Genomic DNA, 19317 nt, shown 5'->3' with positions numbered 1-19317 from the left:
CTCATCCGGCTGCGGCCACGGCGTCGGGCTCGGTGACGACCCTCACCGGGCCGGCGTGGGGGAAGGTCTGCATCGTGACCGCGACAGTGCCCTCAGCGAGGAACAACTCGATGAGGCCATGGTCCTCGATGAGCCAGCCCGTGGCTGGGCCGTCGGGCAGCGGGATGGGCGGCGTCGCGACGATGGCGCGGTGCACGCCGTGGGGGTCGGCCTCGCTCCGGTCGACGACGAGCGAGCCGTCCTCCAGCCGCCGGATGACGCAGCGACTGGGGGCGTCGCCGTTGCCCGTGACGAGCACCACCTCCTCACCCGCCGAGAGTTCGATGGCCGCCCTGGTCACGCCCTCGGGCATGACCTCAGGCAACACCGGCTCCTGCCGAACGACGAGTCCATCTCCAACCGGGGTCAGGCTGAGCCGGCGGGGGACGCTCATGGCCGACTGCCACGGGAACGTGGGGGTCTGGTTGGCGTAGGCCCAGTTGCTCATCCAGCCGATGAAGGTGGAGCCGGCCCCGTGGAACGAGACGGCGGCGTAGAAGTCGGGCCCGTAGTCGAGCCAGCGGGGATCCCCGTCCGCCACGAACTGGTGGCCGTCGAACGAGCCGACGAAGTACCGCATCCCCGAGCCGCCCGAGAACCCCCCGGGGTTGGTGCTCAGGACGAGGACCCACCGGGTGCCGCCGCCGTCGACGGGAAGCTCGACCAGGTCGGGACATTCCCACAGAACGCCCTCCTCCCCGACCGGCCCGAAGGCGCTCTCGAAGCGCCAGTCGAGCAGGTTCTCCGACGAGTGGAAGAGGACCTGACGGCCCGCCGCCTCGACGGTGGCCATCACCCAGCGACCGGACTGCTCGTGACGGAACACCTTGGGGTCCCTGAAGTTCTCAGAGCCGCGCTCGAGGACGGGGTTGCCGGCATGTCGGGCCCAGGTGGCGCCATCGTCGAGGCTGTAGGCGATGGACTGGGCCTGCTGACCGGGCCTGGTCGGGTTGCCGGCGGGGTAGGCACTGGTGAAGAAGGCCACGAGCGGCCCCTCGGACCCGGCGCCCAGGCCCGAGGTGTTGTCCCGGTCCCAGACGACGGAGCCCGAGAAGGCCATCTCGGTGTCCGTGGCCGGGATGGCCACGGGTAGTTCATGCCAGGTGAGGAGGTCGGTTGACGTGGCGTGACCCCACCCGATGTTGCCCCACGTCCGTCCCTGCGGGTTGTGCTGGAAGAACAGGTGGTACGTGCCCTTGTGGAGGACCAACCCGTTGGGGTCGTTCATCCAGTTTCGCTCCGGCGTGAAGTGGAGCGAGGGGCGGAACTGGGGGGTGTCACGGTGCATGTCGATCAGACCTCGGTCGGGGGCGGGTATCAGGCGTTCTTGTAGCGGTCGTACGCGGTCTGGTAGACCTCGATGACCTTCGACAGGCCCATCTGTTCGAGCTGCGCCACGTAGGCGTCCCACTCGGCGTCGATGGTCCCGTCCACGATCCAGGTGGCGAACTTGCGTCCGACGAGCGTGTTGATCTCGGTCTGGGCGTCGTTGATCTGCTGCAGTTCCTCGTTGCTGAGCATGACCGGCGGGTAGGCGTCGTTGGCGCGGTACGGCTCGTAGAACTCGCGGCACATGTCCTGACGCTCCTTGGCGCGGGGCTCGGGCGCGACGACGGTCTCGAAGTCCTCCCGCGTGGTGATGCAGGGCCCCATCGGGGAGACCTTCTGGCGCCTTTCGCCTTCGGACTCGCCGGCCTTCGCAGGGATCTGGACGAGGATGCCGTCCTTCTCCTCCAGCGTCACGCCGACGGGTCCCCACCGGGTCTCCGCCGACATGACGGGGTCGTAGAGGCGGTCCGCCCAGCGCATCGTGGCGGCGGGGTACTTGTTGGCGCGGGTGATGGCAAAGGCGCCCCGGTTGATCTCCGCGTAGTTGGACACTGACGCGCGCTGCTTGCCGTCGAAACCCTTCAGCACGCCGACGTGGACGTAGTCGGCGACACGGTCCTCGCCGACCGCCTCCTTCATCTCCCACCAGATGAACGACCCGAGGGTCATGGGGTCGGCCTTGCCCTTGGCGAGGTAGGTGGGGTCGTCCTGCGAGAAGCTCTCGGGATCGATGAGGCCCTCCTGGTACCACTCTCCCAGACGGCGCACCGCAGTGCGCCACTCGTCGCGCGTGGCCGTGAAGATGACTTCGTCGTCCTGGACGATGCGGTGGTCGTTGTTGTCCGGGAGCCCGCCGATGGCGGCGATGAGGTCTGCCACGTTGGCGCAGAAGGAGTCGACGCGGAAGGACAGCGGCAGCACGCCGCCGCCGCGGGCCTTGAACGCGCGGAGCGCATCCTCGTACTCGTCGATCGTGGTGGGCACGGGCAGCCCGGCCTCGTCCAGCCACGTCTTGTTGACGAACAGGAAGTTCGGGTAGGCCAGGATGCCCAGCTCCTCGACGGCGGGCAACGTGTAGATGTGGCCGTCCGAGGCGGTGATGGCGCCGCGGATGTCGGGGCGCTCGTCGAGGATGCCCTTGAGGTTGGGGGCGTACTCGTCGATCAGGGCTTCGAGGGGGATCAGGGTGCCGTTGGCGCCGTTGGTCACGACCTCGGAGTCGCTGAGGCCCGTGTTGAACAGTGCATCGGGCAGGTCGCCGGAGGCGAGCATGAGGTTCTTGCGCTCGGCGTAGACGTTGTCGGGGAGGTTGTCCCAGGTGATGTCGATGTTGGTGTCGGCCTTCCAGCGCTGTACCAGCTCCATCGACTCGTAGTCGGGGGCCAGCGCGGACTTGGTGCCGGAGAAGACCAGGGGCAGGGTCTTCTCGACGATGGGCAGGCCCTCCTTCTTGAAGCCGAAGGCGTCGGTCTCATCGGCCGGGAGGTCACGGCCAGAGGAGCCGTTGGAGCAGCCGGCGACGATGCCGGAAATGGCCAGGGCGGCGAAGCCGGCCAGGAGGCTGCGGCGCTTGATCATGGTGGTGGTGTCCTTTCGGGGCGTGGGGGTCACTTGAGCGCGCCGAGCGTGGCGCCCTTGACGAAGTACTTCTGGAGGAAGGGGAACAGGATCAGCAACGGCACCGTGGAGACGACGATCATTCCGTACTTGATCAGTTCGCCCAGGCGCTGCGCGGCGGCATACGAATCGATGGAGCCGGTGTCCAGGGAGGCGGAGGCCTGCGACTGGATCAGGACGTTGCGCAGCACCAGCTGCAGCGGGTACATCGACTCGTCGTTGAGGTAGATCATCGCGTCGAAGTAGGAGTTCCAGTACGCCACGATGTGCGTCATGGCCATCAACGCGATGAGCGGCTTGGTGAGCGGCAACGCCACCTTGAAGAAGAACCGGAAGTCGTTGGCGCCGTCGATCTGGGCGGCTTCCCGGAGCTCCGAGGGGACGTTGGTCTCGAAGAAGGTGCGGGCGATGATCAGGTTCCAGACGCCGACGGCGCCCGGCAGGATCACGGCCCACATGGTGTTCAACAGGCCCAGGTCACGCACGACGAGGTAGCGGGCGATCAGTCCGCCGTCGAAGAACATGGTGATGATGAACAGGATCATGAAGAGGTTGCGCCCCGGCATGTCACGGCGCGACAACGCGTAGCCGGTGCACAAGATGATGGACACGCTGACGAACGTGCCGACCCCGGTGTACAGCAGGGAGTTGCCGAAGCCGCGGATGAGGGCGTCGTTCTTGAAGAGAGTCTGGTAACCCTCCAGCGTGAAGCCCTGGGGAAGGAGCCAGACCTTGCCCTGAGCGATGAGGTTGGGGTCGCTCACCGAGGCGATCACGATGAAGTACAGCGGGTAGATGATGGCTGCGGCCGCCAGCAGGAGGAGACCGACGGTGACGACGTTGAACGTGGGGTCGGCCATGCGGGTGAGCACGCCGTCGCGCTTCTTGGGGGACAGGGGCAGGGGTGCGGTTGTCGCGGTCATGGGGCTCACCAGAGGGACGATTGGTTCGCCTTCTTCGCGACCCAGTTGAAGGTCACGAGAAGGATGAGGTTGAGGACGGAGTTGAACAGCCCGATCGCCGCTGAGTAGCTGAACTGCGCCTGCTGGAGGCCCGCCTTGTACACGTAGGTGTTGATGATCTCGGAGGTCTCGAGGTTGAGCGGGGTCTGCATCAGGTAGACCTTTTCGAACCCGAGGTTGAAGATGTTGCCGATGGCCAACACGAACAGGATCGTGATCACGGGCAGGATGCCCGGGAGGTCGATGTGCCAGATGCGGCGGAACTTGTTGGCGCCGTCCATCTTCGCGGCCTCGTGGAGGGAGGGGTCGATTGCGGTGAGGGCTGCCAGGTAGATGATCATGGAGAAGCCGGCGTTCTGCCACACATCGGAGCCGATGTAGAGGGGCCGGAACCACGACGGGTCACCCATGAAGAAGATGGGCTCAGCACCGGCCAGGGTCAACACGTTGTTGACCACCCCGGAGCTGGGGCTGAACAGCAGGAAGACCATGCCGACCACGACCACCACGGAGATGAACGACGGTGAGTACAGCACGGACTGGATGAACTTCTTGAACCGCTGGGACGACAACTGGTTGACGATGAGCGCGAGCACGATCGGCACGGGGAAGGCGACGAGCAGGCCCACCGTGTTGATCGTCAGGGTGTTGACCAACAGGTCCTGGAACTGGAACGAGTTGATGAAGCGCTCGAAGTGCGCGAGCCCAACCCACTGGCTGCCCAGGAAGCCGTCGGCCGGGTTGTAGTTGCGGAAGGCGATCTGCGCTCCGTACATGGGCCAGTACTTGAAGATCACCAAGTAGATGAGGCCGGGCGTTAGTAATACGTATAACTGCCATGACCTCAAGATGGCGGTGCGGCGTGATACCCGGCGCCGCGGCGACGTCGCCGTCGGAGCCAGCGCGGGAGCCGGGTCAGGCCTGGTGGAGGTTGTCGGGGGCGTGGTGATGGAGGTGGACGTCATCGGAGGACCTTCACGGGAGCGACGGAGTCGCGGAGCTGAAGCGAGCATTCAACGGCGAGCCGCGTGGGTTCCTTGTCTCCATCGAGAACCCGGGCGACCGCGAGGCGCCCCATCTCCGCGAGAGGGAGCTGGAACGTCGTGAGGCGGGGCGAGAACATGGGCATGAGCAGGCCCTGGTTGTCGAAGCCGACGATGCTCACGTCGTCGGGCACGGACAGGCCGAGGGCCTGGGCGGCGTGGTAGGCGCCGAGCGCGGTGCGGTCGTTGCCGCAGAAGATGGCGGTGGGGCGATCCTGGGCGGACAGCAAGTCCGTGCCGTGCAGGAGCCCGTCCTCATACCCGCCGGCTCCGTAGCGGAGCCGTTCGGGCGAGAGGGCGACACCGGCCTCGGCGAGAGCGTCTACGAAACCCTGGAGCCGGCCGGAGGCCGCCGGCAGGGAGGATCCCTCCGGAGCGATGTTGATCATCGCCATGTCGCGATGGCCAGCGTCGAGGAGGACTCGGGCTGCCGCTCGGCCACCGGCCACCTCGTCGGGAAAGACGCTGGTGAAGGTGCCCGTCGGGTCCTGTGCGTTGACGAACACCGTGGGCATCCCGCCCAAGCCTTGTGGTGCCTCGAGGGGACGGTGGTACATGGCGGCGAAGATCATCCCCGCCACCTGATAACTCTGCATCATGGAGACGGCGGCACGCTCGAGCTTGCCGTCTCCAGCCGTGTCCACCGTCAGGAGCACGTAGCCCCGACGCCAAGCCTCCTGCTGGGCGCCGAGAATCATCTCGCCTGCAAACGGAGTGGTGGCCACCTCGTCGCCGACGAACCCGATCATCCGGGACCTGCCCTCACGCAGGACCTTGGCATGCACGTTGGTGCGGAACCCCAGTTCCTTGGCGGCTTCCAGGACGCGCTTGGAAGTCTCGGCCGAGACGCGGCCGGCCTGGGACTGGTTGAGGACCATGGAGACGGTGGCCTGCGACACGCCGGCGGCTGCTGCCACGTCGTTCATTGTCGGCCTGTCCTTCATCGAACCTCCACGGTGAGTTATTCGTATAACCAGAGGTTATGCGTATGACGTGGCGCGTGTCAACCCCGGCGCTGATTCTCTTGAAGCAACCCCTTGGGTCCCGAGGTCATCGGCGTGGAGCGCTGGGCCTCAGGGTCAGACGTCACCAGAGAACTGTGAGCGCAGTTTCAAGCCTGGGACGGTGCTGATCTGCGCACCACAATCCTGGGGTTGAACACGGTTGAGGAGTGAGTGTGATCACCGCCACTCCCCTCAGCCTCTGCGAGCAGGAGGTTGACCGCCGCAGCGCCCAACTCGATCATTGGTTGGTGAATGGTCGTCAAGGGCAGGACGGCGCCTTGCGCGGCCGCGGAGTCGCCGTAGCCGATGACTGCAGTCTGGCGGGGCACATCGACCCCAGCGCGCACCAAGCCGTTGAGCAGACCTACAGCCATCTGGTCGTTGAGGCAAAAGATGCCGTCAGGCAGCGTCTCGGTCGCAAGAAGGAGACTCGCGGCCTCCTCGCCTCCTGCGTAACTGGGATTCTCCACTCGAACTGTCATCTCGGTGGAGAGGGTCATCCCCGCAGCGGCTTGGGCGCGCCGGAAGCCCTGCAGCCGTCGTTCGGCCTGCGGGACCCCTTCAGGACCCCCCACATACGCGAGACGGCTCCGCCCGAGCCGGACGAGGTGCTGACCCGCCAAGTACCCTCCCCGGACATCGTCGATCGAAACCGAACAGCCATCATGATCTGACGACGTTCTGTCGATGAGCACCATGTGCATGCCGAGTTCACGCAGACGCGCGAGCCGCTGCTCATCGGCCAGCCGAGGCACGATGAGTGCCCCGATAGACCGATGCCGAGCGAGGATCTCCAGTTGGTGCAGCTCTCTTCCCGGATCATCGTCCGTGTTGAAGAGAAGCATGGCATACCCCAGTGTCTCCGCCCGCCGAGCCACTCCCTTGGCAATCTCGGCGTAGAAGGAGCTGGTTACGTCGGGGATCACGAGGCCCAGGAGCTTGCTCGTGCCGCTGCGCAACGTAGCCGCCCCCTCGTTGGGCACGAAGTCCAGTTTGCGGATAGCGGCCATCACTTTGCGCTTGGTGACCTCTGAGACACTGTCGGGACGGTTGATTGTGTTCGAGACGGTACCCGACGATACGCCTGCAGCCTTGGCAACGTCGCTGAGCCGCACCTTGCCGGTTCTCACCACGATCCTCCACCTTCCTAATGACCCGGAAGCGTAACCAGCACAGCTGGGCTTCCGATCCCAGCCAGCAGATCCATGCGCTCTGTGCCCAAGGCGCATGAATCGCTTCAGCCCAGCCTACGCACCCAAGGCTCCGAGCGGCGCTCCTCAGCCGAACCGAGGCTCGTGATCAACCGCAAATGGGGCTTGACTCGCCGACCAGTGCGCCATAGAGTGAATGAATCGATTCAACGCAGATTCGACAACACGGCAGTCAGCAGCCATACGAGCCCCCGAAAGGCCCTCACCACAATGAAGATCGACCGTCGAAAACCGCTCACAGCCCGCGTTGGCATAGTTTCCGTGGGGCACCACGTGTACTGGGACCAGTTCGAGGGGTTGCTGGATGACATGCATGCCAAGTCCGCAGTCCTGGAGCGCAAGGTCGCTGCGCATGGGGTCGAAGTCGTGAACTTCGGCCTGATCGACGAGGCCCAGAGTGCCTACTCAGTGCTACCAAAGATTCGAGCTGCAGACCTGGATCTGCTCATGGTGGACATGGTGACCTACGCCACGTCCTCCACGTTCGGGGTCCTCATCCGCGCACTTGACGTCCCCGTGGTGATGGTTGCACTCCAGCCGCTCTCTGCACTGGATTACGCCCAAGGCACGACGTACATGCAACTCAGCAACGACGACTTCTGCTCCGTGCCCGAGTTCGCGGCGGTAGCAGTGCGGATGGGGAAGCGGCCGCCGGAAGTAATCATCGGCACCCTGCACGATGATCCCATTGCCGACGCCGAAATTGCGGAGTGGTGTCGGATAGCGACCGTCTACCACAGTCTGCGGAACGCACGCATCGGGCTGATGGGGCACGTCCTCGAAGCCATGCTGGACATGCATACGGACCCCACTGCCGTGACGGCAGCGTTTGGCAGCCATGTGGTCCTGTGCGAGCCGGAGGACATCCTGCGCCACTACCTGAATCCAGACCCCGCTCGAGTCAAGGCCAAGGCCGAGGAGATACTCCGCTTCTTCGACACACCGGACCCCGTCTCAGACCCGGTCACCATGAAGCTCACGGACGGCGACCTGCAGACCGCCGCTAAGGCGGCCGTGGCGCTGGACGGCTTCATCGAGGAGAAGCAACTTGACGGGCTCGCCTATTACTACGAGGGTCTTCCCGGTTCCGATGTCCGAACCGTCATGACGAACCTGACGGTTGGCAACTCTCTCCTGCAAGCAGAGGGCTTCCCCATGTGCGGCGAGTTCGACCTGAAGACATGTCTGGCGATGATGGTCATGGACCGTATGGATATCGGCGGGAGCTTCGCAGAGTTCCACCCGATCGATTTCGATCGCGATGCCGTGCTGGTGGGTCACGATGGCCCCCACCACATCAATATCGCCGAGGGTAGACCTTCCATCCGCAGCCTCCGCAAGTACCACGGCAAGCCAGGCAGTGGAGCGAGCGTTGAGTTCAACATCAAGGAGGGGCCCATCACCATGTTGGGCAACACCCTTACTGCCGAAGGCCGGTTCAAGTTCGTCATCGCAGAGGGGGAGTCTCTGCACCTGCCTGTTCCGCCGACCGGTAACACCAACACGTTGGGTCGCTTCCGGCCCGACATTCGAACCTTCCTGAAGCGGTGGGTGGCCGAGGCGCCGACCCATCATTACGCACTCGGCGTGGGCCACCACGCCCAAACCATCAAGAAGGTCGCTGACGTCTTGGGCATCGAATCCGTCGTTGTTTCGCAGGATGACTGAGACTTTCCCGCCAAGCTGTCGCACCCGCGGCGCAAGTCCGTAAACCACCACCCACTTGGAGACCCGAAGATGCACAATTCCCACACGACCCTACGTCGGCGGCCTGTGATCGGCGCTGCCTGCCTGCTCGCGTCCGCCCTTGCCATTGCTGGTTGTTCGGGCGGACCGTCCGCCCAGGATTCCCCCCCGGAAATCACGGCACTCATCACCACCGAACAGGATGCCGGCCTTCAGGAGTTCTACGACGACTTCGCCGAAGAAACCTCCTATTCCTTCGACCCAACCACCTCGGAGGTGAACGCACTGGTCGAGCAACTTCGCATCCAGATCAACTCCGGCACCGCACCCGACGTGCTGAGGGCCTCCCTCGGCAGCCTCACCGTGGGCGTGCTCCCCCTTGCGGACGAGGGTGCACTGGCCGACCTGACCTCCGAACCGTGGGTTGACCGCGTTCCAGAGTCATACCGGGGCCTCCTCCAGTCCGATGACAAGATCTGGGCCTACCCGACCTCAGGGCAGGCGATCGTCATGTTCTACAACAAGCCCGTCTTCGAGCGGGTCGGAGTCACGCCCCCGAGCACGTGGAGCGAGTTCCTACAGGTCTGCCAAGACCTCAAGGATGCTGGGACGACACCGATCGCTCAGGGTCTGGGCACCCCCGCCATGGTGCAGTTCATCCCCTACATGTTGGCTGCCACGCTCGTGAGTGCTGAGAACCCTGACATCGACGAACAGATGCGCGCAGGAGACACCTCTTTCGTGGACGATCCCGGTTGGAACGACGTCTTCACCAAGTACGTCGAATTGATCGACCTGGGGTACATCACCCCTGACGCCATCGGTGTGACTCTCGACGGGGCCATGCAACAGACAGCTGCCGGCGAGGCGGCCATGGTGCCGTTGGTCTCCTCCAACTCGCCTGTCCTTCTCGACTATTTCGAGGACCGAGCAGATGTGGGCGTCTTTGCACTTCCCGCGACAGACGACCCTGACGACACCCACATTCCCCTCTCCCCGGAACTCCTCGCCCTCAATGCCGAGGCAAAGAACCCGGATGGCGCGAAGGCGTGGTTCGAATTCCTCTCCGACCCCCAGCGCGCAGCGGAGTACGCCGACCGGACCAATACCCTGCCGGTCCTCGAAGGCGTCACCCCCGTGCAGTCGGAGCTCGGAGACGTCCTCAAGCCGTTCCTCACCGAACAGCGCTTCACTCCGTTCGTGAACCACCGCTGGGTCAACGGGGACACGCAGGCGGCTCTGCTACAGAACGGCCCGCTCCTGGCGTCCCATGAGATCACCATCCCCGAACTATTGGCCGCGATGGACTCGGCCTACCAACTCGGCTGACCGGAAGTTAAAAGGCTATGAGAACCAGTGCGGGTGCGGAGTTGCTCAAGCGCTCAACGCCACTGAAGGCCCAGTCAAAAGCGGCCAGTAGGGGCTACGCCCTTTTGCTGTTCGCAGCACCCGCGCTGATCCTCTACGGCTTGGTGATGATCTATCCGACCCTGAAGGGCGCGGCCCTCGCCTTCACCAACTCGAGGGGCGGCGGATCTTACGATTTCGTCTACCTGGATAACTTCCGGCGCTTACTCGGAGATCAGGCAGCCCTAGGGTCAATCATCAACACCGTAGTGCTTACCGTGTCCATGGTTGCCCTCCAAACCGGCCTGGCCCTCATTATCGCGCTGGGTCTGCACAGGCCGCTGAAGCTGCGCGGGGCTCTGCGAACCGTGTTCTTCCTCCCGTTCATTCTCCCTTCCCTGATCGTCGGGGTGCTGTGGCAATTTCTTTACAACCCGGGCGGGCCCGTGGACACCGTGTTGGAGGGCGCGGGTCTCGGTTGGGTGATCAAACTGTGGCTGGGCGATACCTCGGTCGCACTCTGGTCGGTCATTGTCGCACTCATCTGGCAGAACGTCGGTTTCTCCATCGTGATTTACCTCGCCGGGCTCGAGCAAATCCCCAGAGAGCTCTTCGAGGCTGCAGCCATCGACGGAGCCACGGGCTGGAAGACCTTCTGGAACGTGACCCGGCCCCTGCTGGGGTCAGCCACCACGATCAATCTGACCTTGACCTTGGTCGGCGCACTCAAGATTTTCGACCAGATCTTCGTGATGACGGGCGGCGGCCCCGGATACGCGACCGAAGTGCTTTCCCTCATTACTTACAAGCAGTCGTTCGTACTTGGCAACTGGGGATACGGCTCCGCCGTGGCACTGGTGTTGACAATGATCGTTGCTGCAGCAGCCGTCATTCAGATTTGGGCCCGTGGGCGAATGGAGAATAGATGAACCCGCGGTATTCCATCCGGCACCTGGCCCTCGAGTTGATCTTCATCGCGTTGGGCGCCGTTGCGCTATTCCCCATCTACGTTCTCGTAGTCGTCGCGTTCAAGGACCCAGCCGCAGTCGCGGCCTCCAGCCTAGCTCCGCCCGAGAGGCTTGACCTCGACAACTTCGTCACAGCGTGGGTGAAGGCCGACATCGCCGGCGCTTTCGTGCAGACGGCTTTGATCACCGCTCTTAGTGTCACGGCCCTGGTGGCGGTAGGCTCCGCGGCCGCCTATGGCCTGGTTCGAGGCGGCCGTCGCCTGCACCGAGTGTTGCTGATCATCATCGCCCTTGGCATCACGGTCCCGATCCAACTCGGGATGGTCCCGCTCTATCAGCTGATGCGCGACCTAGGTTTGCTTCAAACCCCTTGGTCCGTGATCTTGTTTAGCGTAGGTTCCCAGCTACCCCTGACTGTGTTCCTCTACAGCGGTTTTCTTGTCCTCCTCCCCACGGAGTACGAACAAGCCGCCCACGTCGATGGCGCCAGCGCGTTACAGACCTTCGTGCACGTGGTCTTTCCGCTCCTGCGTGCTGTGACCGGGACCGTTGTCATCGTGACTTCCATCCACGTGTGGAACGACTTCCTGACCCCGCTGCTCTACCTGAGCGGCAGCGGTGCACAGACGTTGACGGTCGCCATCTTCTCCTTCCGGGGAGAGTTCGCGACCCAGTGGGGCGTCGTCTTCGCCGGGATCCTCATCGCGATCAGTCCCGTGGTCGTGCTCTTCTTCGTGCTCCAGAAGTACGTCATCCGCGGGTTCGCCAGCGGGCTCAAAGGCTGATCATCCCCCAGGAAGGCCCAACAATGTCCCACTCCCACTCGTCACGCGTCGGTTTCGCTGAGCCGCCATCCGCGGCCGTCAAACGTCTGCGTCAGCTGCTTGGCGACGATGTCGTCAGCACGCGCGAGCTGGACCGGGCAGCTGCGGCGGTGGATGCCTCCCACTATCTGCGAGTTCCAGATGCTGTGCTGCGCGCGCGTTCCTCGGACGATGTGCGTGTGGCGATGATGGTGGCGGTCGAGTGTGGTTGGCCGCTGACGCTGCGTGCGGGCGGGACAAGCCTGTCGGGGCAAGCACAGGCAGCGGGTCTCGCGGTGGACGTCCGCCGTCACTTCCGTGGCATCGAGGTACTCGACGAGGGGGCACGCGTTAGGGTGCAGCCCGGGGCGACCATCCGCGAGGTGAACACGGTGCTCGGACGCATGGGCCAGAAGTTGGGCCCAGATCCGGCCTCCGAGATCGCGTGCACCGTCGGCGGCATGATCGCCAACAACTCGTCCGGGATGACCTGCGGCACGGTTGCCAACGCCTATAGGACTGTGGAATCGATGACGATCGTGCTGCCCAGCGGCACCATTGTGGACACGGCCGCCTCTGACGCCGATGATCAGTTGGCCCGATCTGAGCCTGCGCTGGTCAAACTTCTCTCCTCCCTGCGGGATGTGCTCCGCAGCGAACGGTTCCGAGGGGACATCCAGCGTCGCTTCGCCATCAAGAACACTATGGGCTACGGGATCAATTCCTTCCTTGACCATGACCGGCCGGTAAAGATCCTCGAGCACCTCATGGTGGGTTCCGAAGGGACGCTGGGCTTCGTCGCAGAAGCGGTGTTCCGGACGGTTCCCGTCCCGGCGCGCACGGCCACGGGGCTCCTGGTGTTCGACTCATTGAATGACGCGACAGAGGCACTGCCCGTGCTGGCGGACTCCGGAGCGGCGGTGGTCGAATTGATCGATGCAGCTTCGATCCGGGCGATGGGCGAGGCTGCCCGTGACGTTCTCCCTGCCCGGTTCCGTGTTTCTCGTCACGCTTCTCTGTTGGTGGAGTATCACGCCGGCACGGACACGGGCATCGAGGAAGCCATCGGCAAGGGCACGGCAGCATTCGAGGGCCTGACCGGCGTGTCTGCGCAGCCCGAGCTGACCCAGGACAGCGCGCGCAGGGCGAGGATGTGGGTCGTGCGCAAGGGGCTCTACACCAAGGTCGCGCGGAACCGTCCCGCTGGTACCGCTGCACTCCTTGAGGATGTCGCGGTCCCCATGTTGCGCCTCGGCGGCGTCTGCTCCGGGCTGCACGAACTGTTCGACCGCTACGGCTACGAGGATGCCGTGATCTTCGGACACGCAAAGGACGGCAACATCCACTTCCTGGTCACGGAGGACTTCGACGGAGAAGCTGCTCTGAAGCGATACGAGAACTTCACCGAGGACATGGTCGAACTGGTCCTCAGCGCGCAGGGAACGCTGAAGGCCGAGCATGGCACGGGCCGGATCATGGCTCCCTTTGTCCGCCGTCAGTACGGAGACTCGCTCTACGCCGCGATGTGGCAGATCAAGAACGCCTGTGACCCAGCCGGGATCCTCAACCCTGGAGCGGTATTGACGGAGGATCCCAGACTGCATCTGAAGGACATCAAACCCACTCCACCCGTACGACAGCTTTTCGACGACTGCGTCGAGTGTGGCTACTGCGAGCCCGTGTGCCCCAGCCAACACCTGACCACCACCCCGAGGCAGCGAATCGTCATCCAGCGAGCGATCGCGGCGGCTGAGCAGGCCGGCGAACCCGCCGTCGCCGAACGCCTCCGATCGCAGCAGACCTATGACGTCATCCAGACCTGCGCTGTCGACGGAATGTGTGAAACCGCGTGCCCAGTGCAGATCAACACCGGCGACCTCGTTCGTACTCTGCGCCGCGAGGAGCGCTCTCGGGCGGTCGACGGTGCGTGGAAAGTGGCCGCCGATCATTGGGCCGAAGTGGTCAACATCGCCTCTCTCGGGATGACGGTTGCCAACAAGCTGCCGGCGCCCTTGGTGCGAGCACCGCTCAAGGCTGTGCGTGCTGCGATCGGGGACGACATGATACCGATGCTGAGCGCTGAACTGCCCGGCGGTGGGCCAAGGCGGAGGGTGGCGCGCCACGATCAGCCCGATGCCATCTTCATGCCGGCGTGCGTCGGCACGATGTTCGGTAGCGGTCACGCTTGTGGCGACGGTGTGGCCGGGGCCGTGCGCAAGCTGGCGGTGGCAGCAGGGCTGACGCTCAGTACCCCCGACGGCATCGAAACGCTCTGCTGCGGCACTCCATGGAAGTCGAAGGGGCTACCGGCCGGGTACGACGTCATGCGTGATCGCCTCGTGGCTTGGGTGATCGAGCACACCCGTGCCGGTGAGCTTCCCCTGGTATGCGACAACGCGTCCTGCACGGAGGGCGTCATCGTTGCGTTGAGAACCGCCGGAGCGCAGCCGGTTCGGGTTCTCGACGCCACTGAGTGGGTGGTCGAGAACGTCGTACCACGGCTGCCCACTCTCCAACGCACGGCCCGGGCGGTGGTGCACCCCACGTGCTCCTCCACGCACTTGGACATCAACCGGCATCTCACCCTGCTGGCAGGTCTCGTCGCCGATGAGGTCGTGGTACCCAACGGTTGGCGCTGCTGCGGGTTCGCTGGAGACCGGGGTTTGCTCCATGAGGAGCTCACCGCCAGTGCCACGCGGGACCAGGCGGCGGCGGTCGAGCGGCTCGACGCCGACCTCCATCTGTCGTGCAACCGCACCTGTGAGCTCGCACTCACCCGCGCCACCGGCCGAATCTACACTCATGTCCTCGAGGAGCTTGCGGCGAGAGTCGCCCTGGAGTGACTGCCGTCCGCAGTGGGTGCACCCGGACGCTCTGGCACGATGGCACCGCTGCGGTACAGCTCGTCCCGGATGTGGTCGATCGGAACATCCTGAATCTGGGTACCGTTGCGGGCCGCCAACACCGCCATGGCTCCTGCCGCTTGACCCATAGCCATGCACGACGCTTGGACGCGGTACGCGGAATTCGCGGCTTGGTCCCCGGCGACCGCCCTCCCCGCCACCACGAGGTGGCCGTTTTCGCGTGGCACCATGGCGCCGCGAGGGATGGTGGGGAAGGTGCCATACTCGAGCGGCTCGATCCGGACTCCATCACCATCGGGGCTGTGGATGTCGATGGGGTAGAACGAGTAACTGACCCCATCCGGCCATCGGCGGCCACTGACGTAGTCGTCGGCTGTTATCCGTGCAATGCCATCGATCGTGCAGCTCTCCCGGATCCCGGTCTCAGTGGCCCAACGATCGATGGTGAGGCCCTCTAGGCCCGGTTGGCGCTTCAGGAACTCGTAAATGCGCAGCACTGCCCGACGACCGGCCAGTTCCGCACTGGTCCGCTCTGCACTGCTGCCGCCTGTTGCGCCCGGTATGTGGATGCAGTTCTCGCCCCTGTTGTTCAGGAACTTGCGCATGGGACTGTCGAAAACCAGCATGTCACTGAGCTCGAGAGCCCCCTCCCTAACTGCTTCAGTGCGCGCGCTGTCAAGCGCATTGAAGTTCAGGGCGCTCGGATCATAGCCACCGAAGCGCACCATAGGGGTGCCGGGTTGACGGTGCGTACTGACGAACCTTTCGAGCCCGGCACGCCCCACGACGTCTGCGTCCCCGGTGGCATCGATGAGCCTCGAAGCAGTGATCGGGGCCAGCCCCTCCTTGAGGCAGAGCAGCACCGCCCAGTGATCACCACGAAACTCGACGTCGCCGACCATCGAGTGGAGCAGCAGGTCGACGCCGGAGTTGGCAACGGCCTCGTCCAGTACGCAGGCATATATGGCCGGGTCTACGGGGACTTGGAGCTTGAAGTGTGGCAATTGCCATTGAGAAAAGTCCGGGAAAGTGCCGGCTGTGATGTCGACCGCCCGGCGGACCAACTCCCAGCCAATGCCTGAGATGATCTGCTGTCCCCAAGCGTGGAACAAACCGGGGAGCGCCACACCGGCCACCGTGGTCGTCCCACCCAGAGCCCCGTTCTTCTCCACGAGCAGGGTACGAGCACCCATGCGAGCCGCCTGGACCGCGGCAGGACACCCAGCCGCCCCACCTCCCACGACGACAATGTCGTAATGTGACCTCATATCCCGGCCTCCGCATGACCAGCTCCGAGTAGCGAGGTCAGTTCCTCGGCTGCGTCGATCACAGAGAGGCGGAGCATTTCCTCGTACTCCCGTGTGTAGCGTACAGAGGGGTAGCCGATACACAGTGCTGCGATGACCCGGCCAGTGTGGTCTCGGACAGGCGCAGCGACACCGCACACCCCTGGCTCCTCCTCTTCCTGGTTGATTGCCCACCCGCTGGACGCCACCTGCTCCAGCATCGCCTCAACACCCTCCCGAGATCGCACGGCCTCCGCCCACCCCGCGCGGTCGAACAGCGCAGACCTCTCCGCTTCCATCCATCCTGCGAGCAGGACTTTGCCGGCTGCGGTGAGATATGGGGGAGTTGATGGTGTATCCGGAAGGCGTCCAGCGGTTGGGTTGATGTTCAGAATCTGCGGGCTGACGAGCACCATCAGGTCGACACGCTGAGCATTGGCCAAGATTGAGAGGTGCACCGTCTCACGGCTCTTCTGCCACAACTCCCGGAGGATGGGCGCAGCGATAGATGTGAGGTCTGACCGTGCAACGTAGCGTTGACTGAGCCGTAAGAAGGCCGAGCCTAGCTGGTACCTGCGGCTGGTCTCCTCTTGCCGCACCATCCCATGCGTCACCAGCGCTGCCAACAGCGTACGCGCCGTGGACGGCCGGAGCCCTACGGCAGCCGTCAGATCTTTCAGTGGGACTCCACCCGCACCCGCCTCGGCAAGGGCCGAAAGGAGTGCGATTGCCCTGTCGATGACCTGAATCGGCGTACGAACGACGGGCCCGCTCGTGTCTGATGCAGAGTTGTCAGCCATGGTTCCATTCTACAATATCGAATCGTCCTTGATATTACGGTGAGGGTAGCGCGCTTGCATAGGCCGGTCAAGGATGCCGCTTGCCCTTGACTTATACACTGCTGGCCCATAGTGTCGAATACCGTTCGACATCGCAGTCAGGAGTCCCAGTGTCCACACGCGCCGCTTTCGGGGCAGATACGCCTTGGATGTTCCACCCGAATGCGGACCGCCTTCCGCCGATCTTCCGGTGTGAAGTGAGCCTCACGCATAGTCCTACAAGGGCGGTCCTCCACTTCACAGCCCAAGGAATTGGCGTGGTCAGCATCAACGGTTCGCCCGCCAGCCCTGACCGGCACTTTCCGGGCCACTCGGCCTATGACAAGGTCGTGCTCACTTCGGAGTGGGACGTGACGCATCTGCTCCAGATGCCACGCAACTCGATCGCCGTCGAATTGGGACACGGGTTCTTCGACATGGAGGTCCCTACGGTGTGGAACTGGCACAAGGCGCCGTGGCGGGCAGCCCCGGCCTTTGCGCTGGTGTTGGAACTTGACGGCCAACTGGTGGTACCTCAGGAATGGCGGTGCTCGACGGGAGGCACGCTGTTCGACTCCATCTTCGAAGGTGAAACGTGGGACGAGTTCCACGAACCCGAGGGTTGGAAGTCGGTCGGGTTTGACGACGGTGCTTGGCCGCTGGCCCGGGGGCGTCGGTTTCCCGGCCGGTACCGGGCCGGTAGCCATGCGCCCATCCGGGTGCAGCGTCGCGTGTCCCCCGCGTGGCGACGGCTTGGGGAGGAGACGTGGCTGGGCGATGTGGGCTCGGTCATTGCGGGTTGGCCCCTCGTGGCGCCAGGTCCCGCCAGGCAATTGCAGATCACGTTGGTCGAGAAGCTCGAGGATCAGGGTGTGCAGGCCCACAACCAGTACCTGAGTTCCAGCAGGTTCCAGCGATTCGACGTGAGGACCGCCAAGAGGCCATGGGAACCGAACTTCAGCTGGTGTGGCTACCGCTTCATTCTGGTCACCGGCACTCCGGAAGTGCCCGAGGTCTGGGGGGTGGAGGCGCACGGGGACGTGGCGGAGTCCGGCGAGCTCCACATCTCGAACGAGGTACTGGCTTGGTGGCATCGTGCGTTCATCAACACCGTGCGAGCCAACCTTCACGCCGTTCCTACGGACACCCCCACCTACGAGAAGAATGGCTGGTCCGGGGACATCAAGGTCAGCAGCCATGCGATGCTTGCGACGCTGAAGATCCATTCAACCCTAGACGCCTATCTAGACCACTTGGCAGACACCCAACTCGATTCGGGTCAACTGGCCGTGATCGCCCCAACACCGGGATGGGGGTATGACGAGTGCGCCCCGGCACCCGAGTGGACCGCGACATTGGCGCAGGTTGCCTGTGATCTGGCTGACGACACTGGAGACCCGACGTATGTGACAAAGAGGTTGGACACCATCCAAGCATGGGTCGGGTATGAGGCTTCACGCCTCGATTCGGATGGCCTTGCCGTGGGTGTCCTAGGCGACTTCCTCTCACCGGGGACGGAGGGAGCGCCACACGAGGACCTCCGCCTAACGGCCACGAGCATCCTCGCTGCAACGCTCACCCAGCTCGCGGGCACGACTAGCTGGATCGGTGAGTTGACATTCAGTGACCGGTGCCGAGAGATGTCAAGCAACCTCGTCGCAGCCATGAACAGTCAGTTCTTTCGCCGCGAGCAGGGGCAGTACGTAGTCGGCGATGAGTATCGGCAGACCGCCAACTTGCTACCGCTAGCCCTGGGACAGGTGCCCGAAGACTATGCCGAGGCCGTCTTTGACCACTTGCTGAGCGATCTAAAGCAGAGAGGAGATCGCCACAATATGGGCCATCTCGGCAACAGGTACCTCTACTCCCTGCTCACTCGACGCGGCGCCACGGACTTGGCCCTAAGAATCGCCTCGAATCCCGAAGGCCCCAGCATAGAAGCATGGCGGCGGGCCGGTCACCAGACTCTCCTGGAGTCCTGGAACCAGGACTCCCGCTCACACGCACACTTCTTCCAAGGAAGTGGCTTGATCTGGATCTATGAGGATCTAGCCGGCCTCCGACGAGTGGAGCCCGGGTGGACGCATTTCCGGGTCGATCCCTTGGGCTACGACCATTTGGACCAGCTGGCTTGGCGACGGCAAACGGCACGTGGGCATGTGGGCGTAGCTTGGGACAGAAGTCGCGACTCCGCGCATTTTGAGCTGGAGGTTCCTGACGGTTCCACCTGTGAAGTGCGGCTGCCCTTCTCACAGGGCGACGCGATCCTGCTGGGCCCCGGCATCTGGCGGTGGGTGAGGTAGAAAAGCGGCCCCGACGCTATGTTCCCGATGGGGTCAA

General features: G+C 64.0%; 14 protein-coding genes. 6 read left to right on the top strand and 8 right to left on the bottom strand.

What is annotated here, in order from left to right; genetic code table 11:
• Position 1 precedes the first annotated feature (1 nt).
• The 6 genes from ABEA30_RS01850 to ABEA30_RS01825 form a co-directional block, all read right to left on the bottom strand.
• Entirely contained in the window at positions 2-1327 is a 1326-nt protein-coding gene (locus ABEA30_RS01850; RefSeq protein ID WP_345578118.1) for a glycoside hydrolase family 32 protein, read from the bottom strand.
• A 29-nt stretch (positions 1328-1356) separates the two neighbouring features.
• On the bottom strand, positions 1357-2946 hold the full coding sequence (locus ABEA30_RS01845; protein WP_345578115.1) for an extracellular solute-binding protein: 1590 nt from the start codon (positions 2944-2946) through the stop codon (positions 1357-1359).
• 29 nt (positions 2947-2975) lie between these two features.
• Complete coding sequence (locus tag ABEA30_RS01840; protein ID WP_345578112.1) at positions 2976-3908, bottom strand: carbohydrate ABC transporter permease; 933 nt, start codon at positions 3906-3908, stop codon at positions 2976-2978.
• Between the two features lie 5 nt (positions 3909-3913).
• Entirely contained in the window at positions 3914-4744 is an 831-nt protein-coding gene (locus tag ABEA30_RS01835; protein ID WP_345578109.1) for an ABC transporter permease, read from the bottom strand.
• A 164-nt stretch (positions 4745-4908) separates the two neighbouring features.
• Positions 4909-5916, bottom strand: coding sequence for a LacI family DNA-binding transcriptional regulator (locus tag ABEA30_RS01830; protein WP_345578106.1), 1008 nt, complete (start codon positions 5914-5916; stop codon positions 4909-4911).
• Positions 5917-6101: 185 nt separating this feature from the next.
• Positions 6102-7124, bottom strand: coding sequence for a LacI family DNA-binding transcriptional regulator (locus tag ABEA30_RS01825; protein WP_345578103.1), 1023 nt, complete (start codon positions 7122-7124; stop codon positions 6102-6104).
• Positions 7125-7478: 354 nt separating this feature from the next.
• Here ABEA30_RS01825 and ABEA30_RS01820 point away from each other — a divergent pair, with 354 nt between their 5' ends.
• From ABEA30_RS01820 to ABEA30_RS01800, 5 genes are all read left to right on the top strand, one after another.
• On the top strand, positions 7479-8873 hold the full coding sequence (locus tag ABEA30_RS01820; RefSeq protein WP_345578100.1) for an L-fucose/L-arabinose isomerase family protein: 1395 nt from the start codon (positions 7479-7481) through the stop codon (positions 8871-8873).
• Positions 8874-8978: 105 nt separating this feature from the next.
• Positions 8979-10220, top strand: coding sequence for an ABC transporter substrate-binding protein (locus ABEA30_RS01815; protein WP_345578097.1), 1242 nt, complete (start codon positions 8979-8981; stop codon positions 10218-10220).
• Between the two features lie 17 nt (positions 10221-10237).
• Complete coding sequence (locus tag ABEA30_RS01810) at positions 10238-11167, top strand: carbohydrate ABC transporter permease (RefSeq protein ID WP_345578094.1); 930 nt, start codon at positions 10238-10240, stop codon at positions 11165-11167.
• Complete coding sequence (locus ABEA30_RS01805) at positions 11164-11991, top strand: carbohydrate ABC transporter permease (RefSeq protein ID WP_345578091.1); 828 nt, start codon at positions 11164-11166, stop codon at positions 11989-11991. The genes ABEA30_RS01810 and ABEA30_RS01805 overlap by 4 nt, the downstream gene beginning before the upstream one ends.
• 23 nt (positions 11992-12014) lie before the next feature.
• The gene (locus ABEA30_RS01800; RefSeq protein ID WP_345578089.1) at positions 12015-14852 is read left to right on the top strand and encodes an FAD-binding and (Fe-S)-binding domain-containing protein; all 2838 of its coding nucleotides are present in this window, start codon (positions 12015-12017) and stop codon (positions 14850-14852) included.
• Here ABEA30_RS01800 and ABEA30_RS01795 read toward each other — a convergent pair.
• Together ABEA30_RS01795 and ABEA30_RS01790 are read right to left on the bottom strand one after the other, a co-directional pair.
• Entirely contained in the window at positions 14810-16141 is a 1332-nt protein-coding gene (locus tag ABEA30_RS01795) for an FAD-dependent oxidoreductase (protein WP_345578086.1), read from the bottom strand. The genes ABEA30_RS01800 and ABEA30_RS01795 overlap by 43 nt on opposite strands.
• The gene (locus ABEA30_RS01790) at positions 16138-16959 is read right to left on the bottom strand and encodes an IclR family transcriptional regulator (protein WP_345578083.1); all 822 of its coding nucleotides are present in this window, start codon (positions 16957-16959) and stop codon (positions 16138-16140) included. Before ABEA30_RS01790 ends, ABEA30_RS01795 begins: the two co-directional genes overlap by 4 nt.
• Before the next feature lie 188 nt (positions 16960-17147).
• Here ABEA30_RS01790 and ABEA30_RS01785 point away from each other — a divergent pair, with 188 nt between their 5' ends.
• On the top strand, positions 17148-19280 hold the full coding sequence (locus ABEA30_RS01785) for a family 78 glycoside hydrolase catalytic domain (RefSeq protein WP_345578163.1): 2133 nt from the start codon (positions 17148-17150) through the stop codon (positions 19278-19280).
• The last annotated feature ends 37 nt before the right edge of the window (positions 19281-19317 follow it).

It is taken from the genome of Tessaracoccus lubricantis, assembly GCF_039544535.1.
GTDB classification, from domain to species: Bacteria; Actinomycetota; Actinomycetes; order Propionibacteriales; family Propionibacteriaceae; genus Arachnia; species Arachnia lubricantis.
Note: the sequence above shows the minus strand (reverse complement) of the source record. Positions and strands in the feature narration are given on the sequence as shown.

Excerpts from the sequence above, each read along its gene's own strand:
- ABEA30_RS01800 (WP_345578089.1), top strand. The coding sequence starts at position 12,015 with ATGTCCCACTCCCACTCGTCACGCGTCGGTTTCGCTGAGCCGCCATCC.
- ABEA30_RS01810 (WP_345578094.1), top strand. The coding sequence starts at position 10,238 with ATGAGAACCAGTGCGGGTGCGGAGTTGCTCAAGCGCTCAACGCCACTG.
- ABEA30_RS01790 (WP_345578083.1), bottom strand. The coding sequence starts at position 16,959 with ATGGCTGACAACTCTGCATCAGACACGAGCGGGCCCGTCGTTCGTACG.
- ABEA30_RS01850 (WP_345578118.1), bottom strand. The coding sequence starts at position 1,327 with ATGCACCGTGACACCCCCCAGTTCCGCCCCTCGCTCCACTTCACGCCG.
- ABEA30_RS01805 (WP_345578091.1), top strand. The coding sequence starts at position 11,164 with ATGAACCCGCGGTATTCCATCCGGCACCTGGCCCTCGAGTTGATCTTC.
- ABEA30_RS01845 (WP_345578115.1), bottom strand. The coding sequence starts at position 2,946 with ATGATCAAGCGCCGCAGCCTCCTGGCCGGCTTCGCCGCCCTGGCCATT.
- ABEA30_RS01795 (WP_345578086.1), bottom strand. The coding sequence starts at position 16,141 with ATGAGGTCACATTACGACATTGTCGTCGTGGGAGGTGGGGCGGCTGGG.
- ABEA30_RS01830 (WP_345578106.1), bottom strand. The coding sequence starts at position 5,916 with ATGAACGACGTGGCAGCAGCCGCCGGCGTGTCGCAGGCCACCGTCTCC.
- ABEA30_RS01840 (WP_345578112.1), bottom strand. The coding sequence starts at position 3,908 with ATGACCGCGACAACCGCACCCCTGCCCCTGTCCCCCAAGAAGCGCGAC.
- ABEA30_RS01785 (WP_345578163.1), top strand. The coding sequence starts at position 17,148 with ATGTTCCACCCGAATGCGGACCGCCTTCCGCCGATCTTCCGGTGTGAA.